This window comes from Vibrio sp. 14G-20 (genome assembly GCF_026241515.1).
Classification (GTDB): domain Bacteria; phylum Pseudomonadota; class Gammaproteobacteria; order Enterobacterales; family Vibrionaceae; genus Vibrio.
Genome location: NZ_JAPHPW010000009.1, coordinates 166,865 through 182,300 on the forward strand (window position 1 = coordinate 166,865; position 15,436 = coordinate 182,300).

At 44.4% G+C, this 15,436-nt stretch carries 17 protein-coding genes; 4 read left to right on the top strand and 13 right to left on the bottom strand.

Annotated features, from left to right (window positions below):
* Positions 1-101 precede the first annotated feature (101 nt).
* Positions 102-824 (top strand): oxygen-insensitive NADPH nitroreductase, encoded by a 723-nt coding sequence (gene nfsA / locus OQJ75_RS10615; RefSeq protein WP_265972981.1) that lies wholly within the window; start codon positions 102-104, stop codon positions 822-824.
* Between the two features lie 117 nt (positions 825-941).
* Here nfsA and OQJ75_RS10620 read toward each other — a convergent pair whose 3' ends face one another.
* Both OQJ75_RS10620 and OQJ75_RS10625 read right to left on the bottom strand, forming a co-directional pair.
* A complete protein-coding gene (locus tag OQJ75_RS10620; protein WP_265972979.1) occupies positions 942-2,474 on the bottom strand; it encodes a phospholipase D family protein in 1,533 nt (510 codons plus the stop codon).
* Between the two features lie 195 nt (positions 2,475-2,669).
* The gene (locus OQJ75_RS10625; protein WP_265972977.1) at positions 2,670-3,239 is read right to left on the bottom strand and encodes a TetR/AcrR family transcriptional regulator; all 570 of its coding nucleotides are present in this window, start codon (positions 3,237-3,239) and stop codon (positions 2,670-2,672) included.
* 93 nt (positions 3,240-3,332) lie between these two features.
* Between OQJ75_RS10625 and OQJ75_RS10630 the strand changes: the two genes are divergently transcribed.
* From OQJ75_RS10630 to OQJ75_RS10640, 3 genes are all read left to right on the top strand, one after another.
* Positions 3,333-3,866, top strand: coding sequence for a dihydrofolate reductase family protein (locus tag OQJ75_RS10630; RefSeq protein ID WP_265972975.1), 534 nt, complete (start codon positions 3,333-3,335; stop codon positions 3,864-3,866).
* 139 nt (positions 3,867-4,005) lie between these two features.
* The gene (locus tag OQJ75_RS10635; RefSeq protein ID WP_265972974.1) at positions 4,006-4,503 is read left to right on the top strand and encodes a hypothetical protein; all 498 of its coding nucleotides are present in this window, start codon (positions 4,006-4,008) and stop codon (positions 4,501-4,503) included.
* 206 nt (positions 4,504-4,709) lie between these two features.
* On the top strand, positions 4,710-5,000 hold the full coding sequence (locus tag OQJ75_RS10640) for a putative quinol monooxygenase (RefSeq protein WP_029224858.1): 291 nt from the start codon (positions 4,710-4,712) through the stop codon (positions 4,998-5,000).
* Between the two features lie 233 nt (positions 5,001-5,233).
* On the opposite strand, the gene OQJ75_RS10645 is transcribed toward OQJ75_RS10640, so the two are convergent.
* From OQJ75_RS10645 to OQJ75_RS10695, 11 genes are read right to left on the bottom strand one after another with little or no spacing between them, the layout of a single operon-like run.
* A complete protein-coding gene (locus OQJ75_RS10645; protein ID WP_265972972.1) occupies positions 5,234-5,854 on the bottom strand; it encodes an OmpA family protein in 621 nt (206 codons plus the stop codon).
* Positions 5,855-5,862: 8 nt separating this feature from the next.
* On the bottom strand, positions 5,863-7,506 hold the full coding sequence (locus OQJ75_RS10650; RefSeq protein ID WP_416340676.1) for a TadE/TadG family type IV pilus assembly protein: 1,644 nt from the start codon (positions 7,504-7,506) through the stop codon (positions 5,863-5,865).
* A gap of 2 nt (positions 7,507-7,508) precedes the next feature.
* Entirely contained in the window at positions 7,509-8,093 is a 585-nt protein-coding gene (gene tadF / locus OQJ75_RS10655; protein ID WP_265972968.1) for a tight adherence pilus pseudopilin TadF, read from the bottom strand.
* Complete coding sequence (locus tag OQJ75_RS10660; protein WP_265972967.1) at positions 8,080-8,601, bottom strand: TadE/TadG family type IV pilus assembly protein; 522 nt, start codon at positions 8,599-8,601, stop codon at positions 8,080-8,082. Before OQJ75_RS10660 ends, tadF begins: the two co-directional genes overlap by 14 nt.
* 3 nt (positions 8,602-8,604) lie before the next feature.
* Positions 8,605-9,318 (bottom strand): tetratricopeptide repeat protein, encoded by a 714-nt coding sequence (locus tag OQJ75_RS10665; protein ID WP_265972965.1) that lies wholly within the window; start codon positions 9,316-9,318, stop codon positions 8,605-8,607.
* Positions 9,318-10,169, bottom strand: a complete 852-nt coding sequence (locus tag OQJ75_RS10670) for a type II secretion system F family protein (RefSeq protein WP_265972963.1) — start codon at positions 10,167-10,169, stop codon at positions 9,318-9,320. The genes OQJ75_RS10665 and OQJ75_RS10670 overlap by 1 nt, the downstream gene beginning before the upstream one ends.
* Positions 10,166-11,071 carry a type II secretion system F family protein gene (locus tag OQJ75_RS10675; protein WP_265973175.1) on the bottom strand — a complete coding sequence of 302 codons (906 nt, stop codon included), beginning with the start codon at positions 11,069-11,071 and terminating at the stop codon, positions 10,166-10,168. The genes OQJ75_RS10670 and OQJ75_RS10675 overlap by 4 nt, the downstream gene beginning before the upstream one ends.
* Positions 11,072-11,073: 2 nt before the next feature.
* Positions 11,074-12,348, bottom strand: coding sequence for a CpaF family protein (locus OQJ75_RS10680; RefSeq protein ID WP_265972961.1), 1,275 nt, complete (start codon positions 12,346-12,348; stop codon positions 11,074-11,076).
* Positions 12,345-13,589 (bottom strand): AAA family ATPase, encoded by a 1,245-nt coding sequence (locus OQJ75_RS10685; RefSeq protein ID WP_265972959.1) that lies wholly within the window; start codon positions 13,587-13,589, stop codon positions 12,345-12,347. The genes OQJ75_RS10680 and OQJ75_RS10685 overlap by 4 nt, the downstream gene beginning before the upstream one ends.
* The gene (locus tag OQJ75_RS10690; RefSeq protein ID WP_265972957.1) at positions 13,589-14,074 is read right to left on the bottom strand and encodes a hypothetical protein; all 486 of its coding nucleotides are present in this window, start codon (positions 14,072-14,074) and stop codon (positions 13,589-13,591) included. Before OQJ75_RS10690 ends, OQJ75_RS10685 begins: the two co-directional genes overlap by 1 nt.
* Positions 14,071-15,435: a type II and III secretion system protein family protein gene (locus tag OQJ75_RS10695; protein WP_265972956.1), complete on the bottom strand. Its 1,365-nt coding sequence runs from the start codon at positions 15,433-15,435 to the stop codon at positions 14,071-14,073. The genes OQJ75_RS10690 and OQJ75_RS10695 overlap by 4 nt, the downstream gene beginning before the upstream one ends.
* Position 15,436: the final 1 nt, after the last annotated feature.

Consider the following 15,436-nt stretch of genomic DNA (forward strand, 5'->3'; position numbering starts at 1 on the left):
ATCATACCGCCAAACAGAAAGGCTCTAACACGCTTTACGCTTATGGCAATTGTCGTTATTGTGATTCTCTACGTCATCATCACAAGGACTGCCTGAGACTTATGAACAGCACGATTGAAACCATTCTGGGGCACCGCTCCATTCGTCAATATACAGATCAACCAATAGAGCAACAGCACCTCGATTTAATTGTTCAGGCAGGCCTTGCCGCGTCATCATCGAGCTTACTGCAAGCTGTTTCCATTATCAGAGTCACGGACAAAGAGAAGCGTAAGCTGCTAGCCGAATACGCAGGTAACCAAGCTTACGTTGAAAATGCGGCCGAGTTTTTGGTGTTCTGTATCGACTATCAACGCCACGCCCAGATCAATCCTGAAGTGAAAACCGACTTTACCGAGCTTACCCTGATTGGCGCGGTAGATTCTGGCATCATGGCGCAAAATTGCATGTTGGCTGCTGAGTCACTAGGCTTAGGTGGCGTGTACATTGGTGGCCTGCGTAACAGCGCGCAGCAAGTCGATAAACTGTTAGAACTACCACAACACACAGCTGTGCTATTTGGCATGTGTTTAGGTCACCCGGCACAACAACCAGAGGTTAAACCTCGCCTTCCTGCACACGTGGTGATGCACGAAAACCAATACCAACCGCTGAGCCTAGATGAAATTGCTCGCTACGATGATTCAATGCAAAGCTATTACGCAAACCGCTCAAGCAATCAAAAGCAAAGCAGTTGGTCACAGCAGATCACGCAAAAGCTGTCTGGCGAATCTCGTCCACACATTCTGCCTTACTTAAACAGTAAGCAGCTGACCAAGCGATAGTTCTAGAACCTCTCTGAAGACAAAAGATATTCGATGAGCGAACTCCATTTTTGCCAGCACAAAAAAATGTCAGCGTATTATGCGCTGACATTTTTCATTTCTACGGTGCTAACTCTTTTACAAGTATTTCTCAATCGGTAGCAGTTGTAAGAAACCTGATTGCATCCGTTCCCACTTGCCGGTTTCTGGTTCGCTGTCCCAGCTTTGTTCACCTGAATACCAATACACGTCACCGTCTTCAAGCTCCAAGCGCCAGCTGTTATCTTCACTCATCGCCTGCTCAATAGTTTCAGCTAGCGTTTCAGCAATCGCTTTGTTCTCGATGATTAACACTGATTCAGTGTTTAGGTAGGTCGAACGCAGGTTAAAGTTAAATGAGCCAATACTCGCGATACTGCGGTCAAACACGACAGATTTAGCATGTAAGCCATAAGCAGTCTCAGGTGCGCACTTAGATACGTCTTGGGTAGATGCTTCACACAACTTGGAATCTGGTTTTAGCTCAAACAAATCGATGCCATGTTCTAGCATGTCGTAGCGTCGACCCGCGTAAGCAGAATGATTAGTCACCAGATCATTAGAGGCCATTGAGTTGGTCAGTGCTTTTATCTCAACGCCCTCATTGTTCAAATTTTGCCACTCACCTAGCTGGCCGTCATCGAATACCAAGTAAGCTGATTCAAGCAAGATCTCTTGTTTCGATTCGCTTGCTAACTGCCCTAGTAGGATTGCCGTTTCTTTCGGTTGATCGGTATTGTCTGAATCGACAGGCACAGGGCGATCGTAAGCAAAACGCGCATTCACCCAAGTCATCTCATCAAGCGCCTCTTTCAGCAAGCTATCTGCCGCTTCACGATTTAATGGTAACGCTGGGTAATTTTTGTATTGCGGAACGGTTATATCGTCAATATTTGAAAGATCCGGTTGTTCGTCGTCACCCAACATATCGACAGGGTAAGACCAACGGCTGTCCCAATATTCAATAAAGCTGGTTTGAATAGTGGTAACAACTGTACCCATCACCAATACATCACGATCTCGGAAGTTGATTTCATCAGAAAGATCGAAATATTCATCACCAATATTACGTCCACCGACTACAGACAAGGTGCCATCTACAGTGAAGGATTTATTATGCATACGGCGGTTTAAACGTGAGAAATCACCAAGGAAGCTCAACCACTTACTGAAACCACGACGTGTTGGCGTTGGGTTGAAGATTCGTATCTCGACATTCGGGTGTGCATCCAGTGCCGATAGTAGGCCTTCACGCTCGTTGAGGTTGATATCATCCAGCATTACTCGAACTTTAACACCACGATCAGCGGCTGCTAATAAACGGCTAGCTAGATACCTACCCGATACGTCAGAGTTCCAGATGTAATATTGAATATCGATGGTGTGCTCTGCACTTTCAACCAAAGCCAAACGCTGTGCTAATGCATCCCAACCGGACTCTTGTAAACGAACGGCGGTCGTCGCCTGCTCTGATATTTGAGGTTGATATTCATCCGCTAAAACCGACAAAGTGCTTGGTCCATAAGAGGTATACGGTTCTGCTTGGTGATCGATGCCTTCTGGTAAAGAAGAACAGCCGCCCAAAATAGCGACCAAAATTAAGGTTAAACTGATGCGTTGGAGCACAGGCATGTGTCTGACTTCCTTTTCACGATGACGTCTTTAGAAACTGTCCCGACAGCTTTGCGACTCACAAGCTGTTCAGGTCTATTCATTGATTATTACTGCTAAAGACTGAAATTTATAGGTAATTATCCACTATAAATGAAACATCAGTAATTCATCGTTGGCAACGCCCTCCCTCTCATTAAAATTTTTGCGGAGAAATCATGAAAATTTCAACTGTTCGATACCCAAGCAGTATAGACCTAAAGGCTTTTTCACCATCTCGACCGTAATCTCTGTTTTATCTGGGTTGCAGTTCAAGGCAAGCGCATAACCATGCAGATAGTCCACCAGTAAATGAAGGGCATTTTCGGTTTGCTCTGATGTGAGATTAAGTGGGTTCATCACCGCTTCAAAGCGCTCGCTAAACACCTCAACTGGCCCAAGAGATTTCATTGTCAGCAAGGTTTCGAGCAACCCACGATAGTCATTCAACATCGACAGGTAACTCACGCTGAGTTGATAAAGGTTCTCTTGCCACACTTGATTTTGTTGAGGCTGCGCAACTTCTCCAACCAAAGAGACAGTGATCGATTCTAAGAGAGCGTTTTTATTCTTGAAATAGTGGTAAATCGCCATCGCATCGACACCGAGCTCTGTCGCCAACCCTCGAATGCTCGGTACTTTTCCAGTGTCTCGCATCATGCTTTTTGCCGTATCTAAGATATTTTCGGCACTCAGTTGGCTTGATCCACTTTTTGGGCGACCTCGTTTTTGATCCTTGACAGTCATATCACCACCTCTTAAACTTAATTTCTACACTGTAGAATATTTTAATTTATTACAGCGTGAATGCCAAGTTCCTGTTCAATTTCGGAGTTAAAAATGTCAAATATTGTCTTTATCGGTGCAAGTCTTGATGGTTACATTGCAGACAAACAAGGTGACCTAGATTGGCTACAAGCAATCCCTAATCCAGAGGGGGATGACATGGGTTACAACGCTCATACCGATCGTATCGATGCGCTGGTCATGGGACGTAATACAATGGATATGATATTGAGCTTTGGTATTGACTGGCCTTACACCAAACCTGTTTATCTTCTCAGTAACACCTTGACGGAAGTGCCTAAAGAACTCGAAGGTAAAGTGTTCTTGATGAAGGGTGAGCTCACCCAGATCATCGAGGAGCTGAACGACAAAGGCATGAACAACCTTTACATTGATGGCGGCGTCACCATTCAAAACTTCATGAAAGAAGACCTGATTGACGAACTGATCATCTCGACGATTCCTGTCGTTCTTGGTGGCGGTTCTCCTTTGTTTGGTGATTTAGTCTCTCCTCTCGACTTTACACTGAAAGGCGTCACGACTTACCTAGATGAAATTGTACAGACTCACTACTTACGTAAGCGTTAAGCTACTGTTCATATAACGGTTATGTAGCGATCAACACCGAAAACATTGTTCACGCTGGATAACCTTCATCGTCCCTACACAAACCTCCCCTGAAGTAGTAGCATTTGTCGTATCTCATTCTTAAAGGTATCTGGATATTATGAAGCTTTTAGTCGATCGCACGGGTGAACAATTTTTGGAAATTCTGCAAGAATCGGGAGACACACTGACGGTTCAATTCATTACCAATGAAGGCAATCGAAAGGGTAAGCCGTTCCAAGATAACTTGAGTGGATTGTTCCTCACAGGGTGGAAACCGCGCACCACTTCAACCGCCATCGGGTTAGGACGCTTTAAGCAAGGCAAGCTTGAAGATCCCAAAGTGAGTTTCGCATTGCATCAGCTCTATCCACTGGGTCGAGACGTAAAATTACCTTCTGGTGATATCGCAACTATCGCGAGTTATGCGAATACCCATACCGATGGTTACTATATGTTTGTGCGCCTTAACGACGAATTGAAACGCCTGAAGATTACGCCCGATTGGGAACTGCAACCTTCCACTCAAAGATTGGCTCTGCCTTATTACCCAGCCCCTAGAACTAAAAAAGAGCTCGACAACATTGACGATTTTGATTCGTGGGCAGGCGGTTTTTAAACACTCTTCACCTACTCCTAGTAGCACATAATATCTAAGTTATTATCAATTAATTTTTGAAAATGATTCTAATATGACACTGTTTATCGTTTCAAATATTCCTACTATTATTTATCCATCGACACAGACTACAGTTCAATGAACAAGAGTAGCGCTGTAAACACAGACAAATCACCATTTCGGTGAAAAATAATATAGGTACGAACATGACTCAACTGACTATCATCGCAAACATCGTCGCTAACGAAGACAAAATTGAATTAGTTAAAGCAGAGCTGCTAAAACTGATTGATATTACTCGCGCTGAAGAAGGCTGCATCAACTACGACCTTCACCAAGACAATGAAAACCCAGCACATTTCACTTTCTACGAAAACTGGACATCTCGCGAACTTTGGCAAACACACATGGGTAATACTCATCTTGCTGAGTACATGGCTGCAACGGAAGGTAGTGTTGCGTCATTTACCCTAAATGAGATGACTAAAATCGCTTAAGTCTTTATTCCAAGATATTAATTTGAAAGCCCTGCTGAATGTCAGCGGGGCTTTTTCGTTTCAACATTTTCCGCCTAGGCTTACTTATCTCAATTACAGTTTTAAACGAGTCTGAATGAAATCGATAAACGAAATACCCCATATACACAAAGGCTGCAAACGCAGCCTTTGTCATATTGGTTCGAATGGAGTTACCGAAAAACACAACTCTAGTTCGTATAGCTCACCTAACATCACTCAATAACCACATCTGCTCGGCGATTCAATGCACGACCTTGTTTGTTATGATTTGAAGCGATAGGTTGGGTTTCTCCCAAGCTTTTTATTGTCAGGTTCTGGCTTGGTACGCCTTCTTCTTTGAGTACTTTCGCGGTTTGGTCAGCTCTTCTGAACCCTAGGCCTTGGTTATATTCTTCAGTACCAATAGCATCGGTATGGCCTTCAACTACCAACTTCTGCTCCGCTTCGGCAAACCCCAAGCTAAAGTGTTCCAATGCTCGTTGAGCCATTGGAGTGATAGCGTCACTATCAAAGGCGAAGTTCACGCGCATCACGACAGGTGACTGGTCATTGAGCATCGAAGGCGATGCAACAAAGCTGTTGCAATCACCTAAACGACGATTCTGCATAGCCTTGTCCAGTAATGCTTGCTGTACGTGATTCCCATCTGGACGAGCCTCCACAGCCAAATAGCCTTGTCGGTGCGTACCTATGCCGGTCACAGCCCCAATATCCACTGCATGTTGAAACTCAATCACACCGGTATCGCAGTAATATTGTTGAGGCTCTGATTGCGCCGAAAATGCGGTGAGCACCAACGCAGTCGCAAGGCTCAATGTCGAATTCCTGTTCATAAGCACTCCTAATAAAGTTGAGTCACACCGTTACTTTTCGCCCCACGGCGAATAAGCTCTTCAATACTTTCTTTCAGTTGGTCTAGGTCGGTTACATCAATAATATCCAGATTGTCATCAACTACGCAGTCCTGATACCCGCTCTGTTGAGAAGCCTGGAAATCAATGCCAATCACACCAATGAACAAGCCTGGAATCAGTTCTCTGGCTTTATCACACATACCAGCTTTAACTAAGTTACCCAGAATGCCGTTATTAGGACTTTCTTGACCGTCAGTTAAGACAAACAACATTTTTAACTTATTGCCATAAGCCTCGACCTCATCCGGGTCATTCGTCTCTGGTTTACCAGCAGCAAGCAATTGAAACCCTCGCAACATGCCTTGAAACGCTGCAGTGCTGCCATTTGCCCACATATCGTAAACACCGAAAGCTTCATGCTCTTTTCCGTTGTACTTTTCACCTAACAAAGTGATCAGATCATTAGTTAACTCTACGTTCTGGAACTGGGATTCATTACTACTCCCATATCCTTGATATAAGCTAACATCCTTAACGCGATAGAAAGTACTATCATTAATCACTTTGTTTTCAAGTAACCTATTGACACTCCCTTCGTAGTCAACATAGTTCGGATTGTCCGGATACCAATAATCATTAGTCGATACAAGAACATGACGAAGGCGTTTTATATCCTCATTAGCTTCATACCATCCCCGCCACCACGTCGACTGATGCCAATAGCGATGATCTGAGTTGCATTTATTAGGGTCGTTCACACATTCATTAATGTAGTTTCGACTGTATATCCTCCAATCGTCCCAAGGAACATCATCATAATCATCATCAGCAACACTGGGCTCAACATCGTCTCTGTAAACCAGTTGTGTTGCTGCAACTGTTTGGGCATTTCCATTAAAAGAGACCAACTCTCGTGTCCTGATATTAAACGGTACAATACCAATTCTGTTGTCTAACCTATCTGGTGTGGTTTCCCATTCATACTTACCGTTAGCTTGTTTCACCTTAACACTGCACTCACCTTTTTCTATTTTGTGGCACAGTGCGGTTTCGGCAAGTCCCCTAACTGCAGCTTTTAAGTCTTCGATTTTACAGCTGGAATTAGTGCATGAGTTGTTAGATCCCCAACGCCAATTCATAGACCCAGAGAAATCTGAAACCAACATGAGGTCAATATTATTATCACCAAGAAACATGGGGTATTTCTTCGCTACCGATTGACCCGTAATAACTTGTGTTTCATCAAACGATGGTATGAATTGACTGGCAAACCAGGATTGATGTGTTGTACTTGCAGCAACGCTATATTGGATATGTTCTGGCGTTTCCGTTTCTTCTATCCACTCTTGATGTTCCCACTCCGAAGTGATACCAATGCCCTTTGCTCCGCGGACATAGGCCTTAACATAATCTGTTGCTAACTTGTTGGTCTCCCCCTCGTCTCTATAGTCAGCGATAGTGACAGCGATCGCTGCCGCTTCTAATGAATCATTCAAGCGTGCCGATGTTTGGATGTATCTTGTTCCTTCTACGGATAAGAAAGTAAAGCCCATAACTGGAACCAAGGCCAAAGCGAGCCAAATGGCTGCGACACCTTGTTGCTTCTGTCTCAAACTCAAATTTGTTTTCATCATTACCTCCCCGGCATCACCGATGTCGAAGATAGTGTTAAGGTCTCAGATGAGTTGGTGAAGACGCCAAACCAAGATGGATAGGTTTCACATACTGTCACGCTATAGAGTGGAAAATCCACTCCATCCTCTGTTGGAACCAATACCTTAAACGCTTCACTTTCAATCTCAGGTACATTGCAATTCACCGACTTATCTACTTCTTCGGGACTTTCAGGTTCATTGTTATTTTCAAGGCTGTCACTATCGATACTCACTGGTGTAGTTTTATTAACTAGAGATTGAATGTTAATCATCACTGAATCAGCTTCTTGACCAAGTAGCCGTGCGGCCAACTTTTGCATATCTTCCAACTGCTGCTGTTGAACGATTAGGTTTGTTCCATCTTGAACATCACCGGCGTAATAGCGAGTCCGCTCTTTAAGGATGTTCACCAGCGCAAATGAGGTGCGGTCTAGCGCAGATTGCATAAGTAGTTTGTGGCTTAAATCTGTCGAAAAAAGGTAAATCAAACACAAGACCATCAGCACTAAAGCAAGCTCGACAGTAAAAGAACCCGTTTGTAAAAGTCGGCTATTCGTTTTCATCTGGCCACTCCTCATGTTCGAGGTTCAACACCATAGTTCGAGAGATAGGCATGCTGCTCGATGTAAAAAAGTGAGTCATCGGTGAAAAATCGTAACTTACCGTCAGCTCCGCAAGGCTATAATCAAAGCTCTCAACCTCACTGCTTTCACCGCCAAAGCTGATGGACGTGGTACCCGCTACAAACGCGGTATAATCGTCATAATAAACACCGGTAATTGAAAACTTGTCTGGTGTAACCAAAAAGCTCCACAGTTCACCGCTTTGTTTGATCAATGCGTCAAACTGGTCTTGATAGAACTCGTGTATATCACTTGGCTCTTTGCTTTCATGCAGTTTAATCTTGGTATTTCTTATTGTTTCTCGTAGTGAGTAGTCCACTAAGTTAGTAATATATACCTGATAACTGCTCTCAAAAATAATCACAGTCGATAGAATTAAAACTAAGGCCCCGAGCGCAAACTCTACTGTTGTGACACCCTTTTGGCGCTTCCGGAGGTTAACGTTCATGCATCACTCCTCACGTCCTACTTGGTAAAGAATGTGGTGAATGTCCTCATCACTATAATCCGCCTCCAATAAGGAGCGAGCATCCTCATAACGCCCTAGCTTAGATAGTGCTAATGCCAGATTCGCATTAACCGTTTTGTTTTGCGGCTGCCGTTCAATAAGCGGAGCTAACATTGCTACCACCGAGCGGTAATCGGACTTAGCCAAATAGACCACGGCGAGATTATTCTTAATCGTCGCCTCATCGTAGCCCTGCACTCTCGCTCGATTAAAAGCCGTTGTTGCTGGTTCAAAGTGCTCTAATCGTGAGTAAGAGATACCTATCAAGTTGTATACTTGAGCCCCATTATTACCGAGCTCTAACGAATCAAAATAATAGGATATCGCCTCTTCATCATTCCCCATATCAGCCGCCACTTGTCCCATCAAAAGCGCCATTTTTTCATTAGAATAACCATGTTCACTGAGATAACGGGTATAGAAACTCGCAGATTCAACATCACCAATTTGATAATAGGCATGCGCAATCGCATCCATAGCTTCATAATCATCGGGATCCGTTTCCAAGCGTTGTCGATAATGTGCAATTACCCCTTGATAGTTACCAATATTCAGCATGTTTTGCATTGAGCTAGCTTGTTCATCAGGAGTAGATTGGCAACCTACAAGAGAGGCAAATAACAATTGGAGGGCCAATATACGGAATAATTGGTTCATTACTGGCCTCCCATTGCGTCCATAACTTGAATAATGCCCGGAGCTAAAATCAGAGCCACAATCGGCATCAGAATAAGCAAAATAAGTGGGACACTCATTTTTGAAGAGAGCTTGCCAACCTTCTCTTCAATCGTGAGAACTTGCATCTTGCGCATGTCTTCTGCCAAGTCCCCCAGCACTTGCGCAATTGAGGTACCGTAGTTCAGGTTTTGTAATATTGTCAGCACAAAGCTTTGCACGATATTGGTAGGCACTCTCTCAGAGAAGTCATTCAGCGCACGCTCAAGGCCAATCAGTTTCGCCGAGTCTGACGTACGTTTAACTTGGTAGCAGAGATCCTTATCGAACGCCTCAAACTCTTGTCCCAAATAATCTAACGAGGCTTCGATTGTCATTCCGGTTTGCACGCAAACTGCCATCATATCTAGCAAATAAGGTAGCTTTCCTGAGATCTTTTTGATCAACAAGGCTTTGCGCATATTAAGTAGGATATCTGGCACAATGATGGTCAACACCAACACCATTGGCACCGCCATCATTCGCACCTGAGCTGAAAGCTCGACAATAAACACTATTGCGATAACGACTAGCGCAACTGCAACTTTCAACGGAAAGTAGTACTTGGCGTAGTCGCGATGATAAAGGCCAGCCTCAACCAATTTGACCTCTACCTCGCTGCGATAATGCTGTCCGAAACTGATGAAATAACCACCAATGACAGAACCTATTGTTCGATGTGAACCTTGGACGTATTTCCCAATTCGTTCTCGACGTTGTTGTTGGAAATACAGCTCAAAGATTCCCCACAATACGGCGCCCAAAAAAAGAAGTATCGCAATGGTGCCATTCATAAGCTGACTCCTTTCACAAGCAACCAAACAATAAACAACCCCAATAACTCACTGCCAATCACATAGATAATCACCCAATTACCAATAGGATCTTCCATCAGGATCTCTAAGTTGTGTGGCGCGATTTGGCTGATCAATATGGTGAAACCAAGAGGAATGGCGGCAACGATCTTTGCAGACACTCGCGCTTCCGAAGTCATCGACATTTTTTTCTTCTCTAGAGTCCTCGAATCAACCAGTACTCGAATCAATCGAGCGAGCACACTCTTAAGTTGCCCACCTCGGGCAAGGTTGGCTTTAAGCGTGAGTGTGAAGAACACAAACTCTGGGTAAGGGTAATGACGACAGGCACGCTCTAATACCACCTCTGGCGCCTCGCCCATTTTTAAGCGCTCACTCATGAGCTTAAATTCATGTCCGATGGCAGTATCAATTTTCTCGCCAACGTAACCAATCGCATGCATTAAGCTGTCACCCGCAGTGACGGCACTCATCAGCATATTCAGCACATCAGGAAAGCTATTGGTAAACAGCTTGCGACGACGATTGACCAAGTATCGATAACCGATAAATAGCAGCGCCAACCACATGACGACAAACATCCAGAGCGAGCCAAATCGAGCCATTTCTGTCATCACATACCACAACATGAATGCCGTACCTAAAGTATATAAGGTGATGTAAAGTGCCGATCTTGGACCTAAAACATCGGCAACCAATCGGGCATCCGACATCAAACTCTGCCAACGCTTTCGATTCGTGAGTTCGTTAATATTAATAGCATGCAAGTTCACCAAATCCCCACTGCCTTCGAAATCGAAGTACTGGTTAATTTTCTTTTTCTTGTCGCCTCTCATCATCAAAATAGCGATGGAGCCTAATATCAACGCAACCCAAAGCATCACTATCTCTCCCCTTTGAATGACTGCATTAACTCATCATACAAACCGTAAAAGTGGGCTTTTTTCACCAACTCTGAGCGTTGCATGATACCGCTAGTGACAAAATCACCGGTGACGGTGTCGCGATATTCACTATCATTGGAATCAAATCGGTAAATTTCTTCTAATACGACGTTGTCTCCCTCTAATCCAACAACCTCAGAGATGCTGGTGATTTTTCGCGAACCGTCTCTCAAGCGGTTTATTTGAATAATAAGTTGGACCGCACTAACGATCGAACGGCGAATCGCATCAAGGGGTTGGTTCAGGTTCGCCATCATCACCATAGACTCAACACGAGCAATTGCATCACGCGGTGAATTGGCATGAAGTGTCGACATTGAGCCATCATGGCCTGTGTTCATAGCTTGGAGCATTTCAAACGCTTCACCACTACGACACTCACCCAAGATGATCCGATCAGGTCGCATACGCAGAGCATTAATAACAAGGTCTCGCTGAGTGACAGCACCTGTTCGCTCCACACTTTCAGCACGAGTTTCCATACGCACTAAGTTCATTTGATGGAGTCGCAATTCAGCCGCATCCTCAATGGTCACGATGCGTTCATCATCTGCAACGTAATGAGATAATGCGTTGAGCAAAGTTGTTTTACCTGAACCTGTTCCTCCGGATATCAGCACATTCATTCGGCATCGAGCCGCTATCATCAATACTCGAGCCATATCTGATGACATGCTTCCGTAATTTACCAAGTCTTCAAAACCGATGTTCTGTTCCCTGAACTTACGAATAGAGATGGATGTGCCATCAAGCACAATTGGAGGGATAACGATATTTACACGACTACCGTCTTCCAAGCGCGCATCCACGGTAGGCGATAATTCATCGACTCGGCGGCCGACACGAGAGGCGATACGCTTGGCTATTGCTAGCACCTGGTCTTCATTAACGAAGGTGATATCAGACTTGTGGATTCGCCCATTTCGTTCATAGAAAATACGCTCAGGTCCATTGACCATGATATCGGTGATGGACTGATCTTCGACTAAGGGTTGTAACGGACCAAGCCCAAAGATCTCATCGATCAAACTTTTCACCAAGCCCGCTTTCATCAAGCCCGTAATAGGTCGGCCATAGTTCGACACTAACATCTCAACCGCATTACGAATCTGGCTTTCTAGCTCGTCTTGACTCATCTGCTGAGCCGCTTCCACATCCATGGCTTCAAAAATTTGGCTGCGAAATGCGAGGTACAACTCTTTATTTGAACTCATTTACGTGCCTTCTTTGTTAACCAATGTGAGAACAAGCCATGCTCTACAGGTTGCCCCTGGATCAAACTAGCAAGGCTACGAATTGAATCTCGAATATGTCGGTCATGCTTGTGTGCACTCTTACCATCGACAATGATGTGCGAAAGGTTGCTACAGTAGTCGAACAGCAAATCAACAGGTGTTCCCAAATAGTTCTCTAGCTCTTTAGAATGCAGCACAAAGGCTTTATGAGGGCGATGATGGTTCACAACGGTAAGCAAGCGCGTTTTACGAGATTGAGAAATACGTGCGTTTTGCAGTTTCTCTAGCAAGACTCTCGCATTACGTACAGAAGAAACCGATGCGTCGCTGACGACCACGACCACATCGTAGTTATCGATGAGTTCTTGAGGGATAACCTCAAAATCAACACTGCCTGAGAAATCTTCAATTACAAAGTTGGTCGAGCGAGAAAGCAGTTCATACAAGGTATTAGTATATTGCAGAACATCTTCTTGCTTTTTTTCGCTATCCAAGGCCAACAAGCGTAAGTTCTGACGAACTCGAATGAGATAACTTAAAGCGCCCTCTTCGTCCAACTCATGAATGGGTGCGGTAAACTCGTCGATGTTTTGGCGAGAAAAATCATCCAAGGAGAGCAAAACATCCATATTGCTGTGATTACCGTGGTGATCAACAACGATAGTGTCACTGCTTCGAATGGATAAGTACGATGCCAACTCACAACAAATGAACGACACCCCAAGCCCACCTTTTGCACCAACAACAGCAACACGCTTCGCTTTGCGGTGTTCGCTCACCCCGGCAAACGATTTTAAGTTGCTCTCTACGTGCATTAAGAAGTCAGCCAAATCGGATTTACTAAAAGGCCAAAGCATGTAATAGAATCCAACATCACGAAGCGCCCGTACGGTAGAGATCGAGTCTTCTTTACCAATAACAATGATCCCTTTGTGAGTAGGGAGCTTGCTAGCAAAGCGTTTAGCATCTTCAACGACATCATTAGATTCACTGAGCTCAAAAAGAATAATTTCATCTTCTTCTTGTTCATCTATATGAGCGAGGTTAAAACGAAGTAACTTGGGTTCATCCCACCCTTCGAAGCGAAACACCTCTTGAACAAGACCTAAACACTCCTGAGTTTGGTAGATAAAGGTGCAATGAATACCACTATTGTCCACTTTTGCTCGGAGAGTCGCTGGTTGCGATTTACTACTTAGCGCCTTAGATAAATCAAACATTATTGACCTCCTATCAACCGCTGTTTATTCGCGACTTGCTTAGTGCGTGCAGATTCTACGAAACAATTGATCTGCCCTGTTTTCTTAAACAACTCTATGGCCTGACACAACTCGGTATGGGCTGCTAACACCTTTGCTCTAATCGTGAGGTCAGCAATATTGTCTGGCGAGTAAATGTAATGAACACGCTTCGTCGCGCTAGATAACTCAGTCAATCCTTGCGTAGCCGCAGAAAACACTTGTTTGCTATTGTTATTTCGGTGCAACACCGTGTATTGGGCATATGGATCTTGCTGGTAAATTTTCTCAATTAATCTCGCAATCACTTTTTCTTGATCTTCATGTCCACGCAAATCAATATCAAACGAATGCCACTCTTCGTACACCACGGCTTCTGCACCATTACCGGTATAGTAACGTTCTGCAGAGCAACCACTAAGGTTAACCAACAAAAGCATCAAACTGCATATTAGATAATTTCTCATTGGATGAATCCTCCTTCAGATAGCAAACGAATCGTCGCATCAGACTGCGGAGCCTTATGGTCATCCAACTCAATATTTAACCAGCGAGTCAGTGTGTTGGTTTTGTGGATATAAGGCATTTGGATTTCAGTGGAACGAATCGGTTTAACCAGGTTAACCGTCGCAACAATAATGAGCTCTGTCTTACGCCTTTCGGTGATGGCCTTACGAAATGCCGCGCCAATAATCGGAATGTCACCAATTAGTGGCGTTTTTTGCATCTCTTCATAGTCCGCACTGCTCATCAATCCACCCAGAATAAAGCTATCACCATCTCCTAGCTCAACCGTGGTCATAGCTCGTCTTGAGGCTAATTTAGGGACTTCAATACCAGCAGCGGTCACATAACCATCAATCTCGCTCACTTCCGGAAAGAGCTGCATGCGAATACGATCATCACTCTCTACTTTTGCGGTCAAGTCGAGGCGAATACCAAACTCTTTAAAGGTAATATTGACATTGCTATTGGTTGAAACAATGACAGGTACTTCACCACCAACAAGGAAACTGGCGGATTCTCCGGACATCACGCTGAGATTAGGTTCAGCCAGAACCTGAGCGACTGAGTCGTTGCCAATAGCCGAGATAACGCTAACAAGGTCTTCCGCCTCAAACTGATTGAAGACGAACTCACCCACATTAGAACCCACCGAACTCCAATCCACACCGATGGTTTCACCAAACGATTCGGTAACTTGAGCAATCGAAACTTTTACGTTTACCTGTCGTGTACCAGCCACCACTAAACGCTCAATAATCCCTTCCCAAGTCATATTGCGCGCAAAGATCATGCTCTCCGGCTCTGACACGGATAACGTGTCTGACTCAAACTCTAGCGTTTGTATTTCATTCCAACGCTCAACCTTTTCACGCCCCAAAAGTATGGCAACCATGCGATAGATATCATCGCGCTGCTCTTCAGACTCAACCACACCACTGACCGCGACTTGAGGACCGACTGACTCTAACTTGATATCCAACTCAGGGTAGTAGAAGTCAATTTGACGGCGTACTTGGGTTAAGTTCAAATCGACAACTATTCGCTCAGATAACAGCACGTTCTCAGACACGCCATACACAAGCAATCGAGCTTGACCAATGCTATTGGCAAACACCACCACTGTGTTGTCGTTCATGACCTTGTAATCAGCCACGTCTGGGTTACTGATAAACACTTTGCCAATAGCTTCGTTCAACCGAATGTGCCTTGCATCATTCAGCGTGATATAGCGGTCACCACTCCATGCGCTAACACTGAATAGCAAAGCAAACAGCAGCGCCAACAAGGAAGAGTTTGCTCTTATAATTACTCTGTTTTCCATA

Coding starts and splice junctions, on each gene's coding strand:
- OQJ75_RS10660 (WP_265972967.1), bottom strand. CDS start 8,601: ATGAACGTTAACCTCCGGAAGCGCCAAAAGGGTGTCACAACAGTAGAG.
- OQJ75_RS10685 (WP_265972959.1), bottom strand. CDS start 13,589: ATGTTTGATTTATCTAAGGCGCTAAGTAGTAAATCGCAACCAGCGACT.
- OQJ75_RS10680 (WP_265972961.1), bottom strand. CDS start 12,348: ATGAGTTCAAATAAAGAGTTGTACCTCGCATTTCGCAGCCAAATTTTT.
- OQJ75_RS10630 (WP_265972975.1), top strand. CDS start 3,333: ATGTCAAATATTGTCTTTATCGGTGCAAGTCTTGATGGTTACATTGCA.
- OQJ75_RS10635 (WP_265972974.1), top strand. CDS start 4,006: ATGAAGCTTTTAGTCGATCGCACGGGTGAACAATTTTTGGAAATTCTG.
- OQJ75_RS10620 (WP_265972979.1), bottom strand. CDS start 2,474: ATGCCTGTGCTCCAACGCATCAGTTTAACCTTAATTTTGGTCGCTATT.
- OQJ75_RS10625 (WP_265972977.1), bottom strand. CDS start 3,239: ATGACTGTCAAGGATCAAAAACGAGGTCGCCCAAAAAGTGGATCAAGC.
- OQJ75_RS10670 (WP_265972963.1), bottom strand. CDS start 10,169: ATGAATGGCACCATTGCGATACTTCTTTTTTTGGGCGCCGTATTGTGG.
- OQJ75_RS10665 (WP_265972965.1), bottom strand. CDS start 9,318: ATGAACCAATTATTCCGTATATTGGCCCTCCAATTGTTATTTGCCTCT.
- OQJ75_RS10690 (WP_265972957.1), bottom strand. CDS start 14,074: ATGAGAAATTATCTAATATGCAGTTTGATGCTTTTGTTGGTTAACCTT.
- OQJ75_RS10650 (WP_416340676.1), bottom strand. CDS start 7,506: ATGAAAACAAATTTGAGTTTGAGACAGAAGCAACAAGGTGTCGCAGCC.
- OQJ75_RS10695 (WP_265972956.1), bottom strand. CDS start 15,435: ATGGAAAACAGAGTAATTATAAGAGCAAACTCTTCCTTGTTGGCGCTG.
- OQJ75_RS10675 (WP_265973175.1), bottom strand. CDS start 11,071: ATGCTTTGGGTTGCGTTGATATTAGGCTCCATCGCTATTTTGATGATG.
- nfsA (WP_265972981.1), top strand. CDS start 102: ATGAACAGCACGATTGAAACCATTCTGGGGCACCGCTCCATTCGTCAA.
- tadF (WP_265972968.1), bottom strand. CDS start 8,093: ATGAAAACGAATAGCCGACTTTTACAAACGGGTTCTTTTACTGTCGAG.
- OQJ75_RS10640 (WP_029224858.1), top strand. CDS start 4,710: ATGACTCAACTGACTATCATCGCAAACATCGTCGCTAACGAAGACAAA.
- OQJ75_RS10645 (WP_265972972.1), bottom strand. CDS start 5,854: ATGAACAGGAATTCGACATTGAGCCTTGCGACTGCGTTGGTGCTCACC.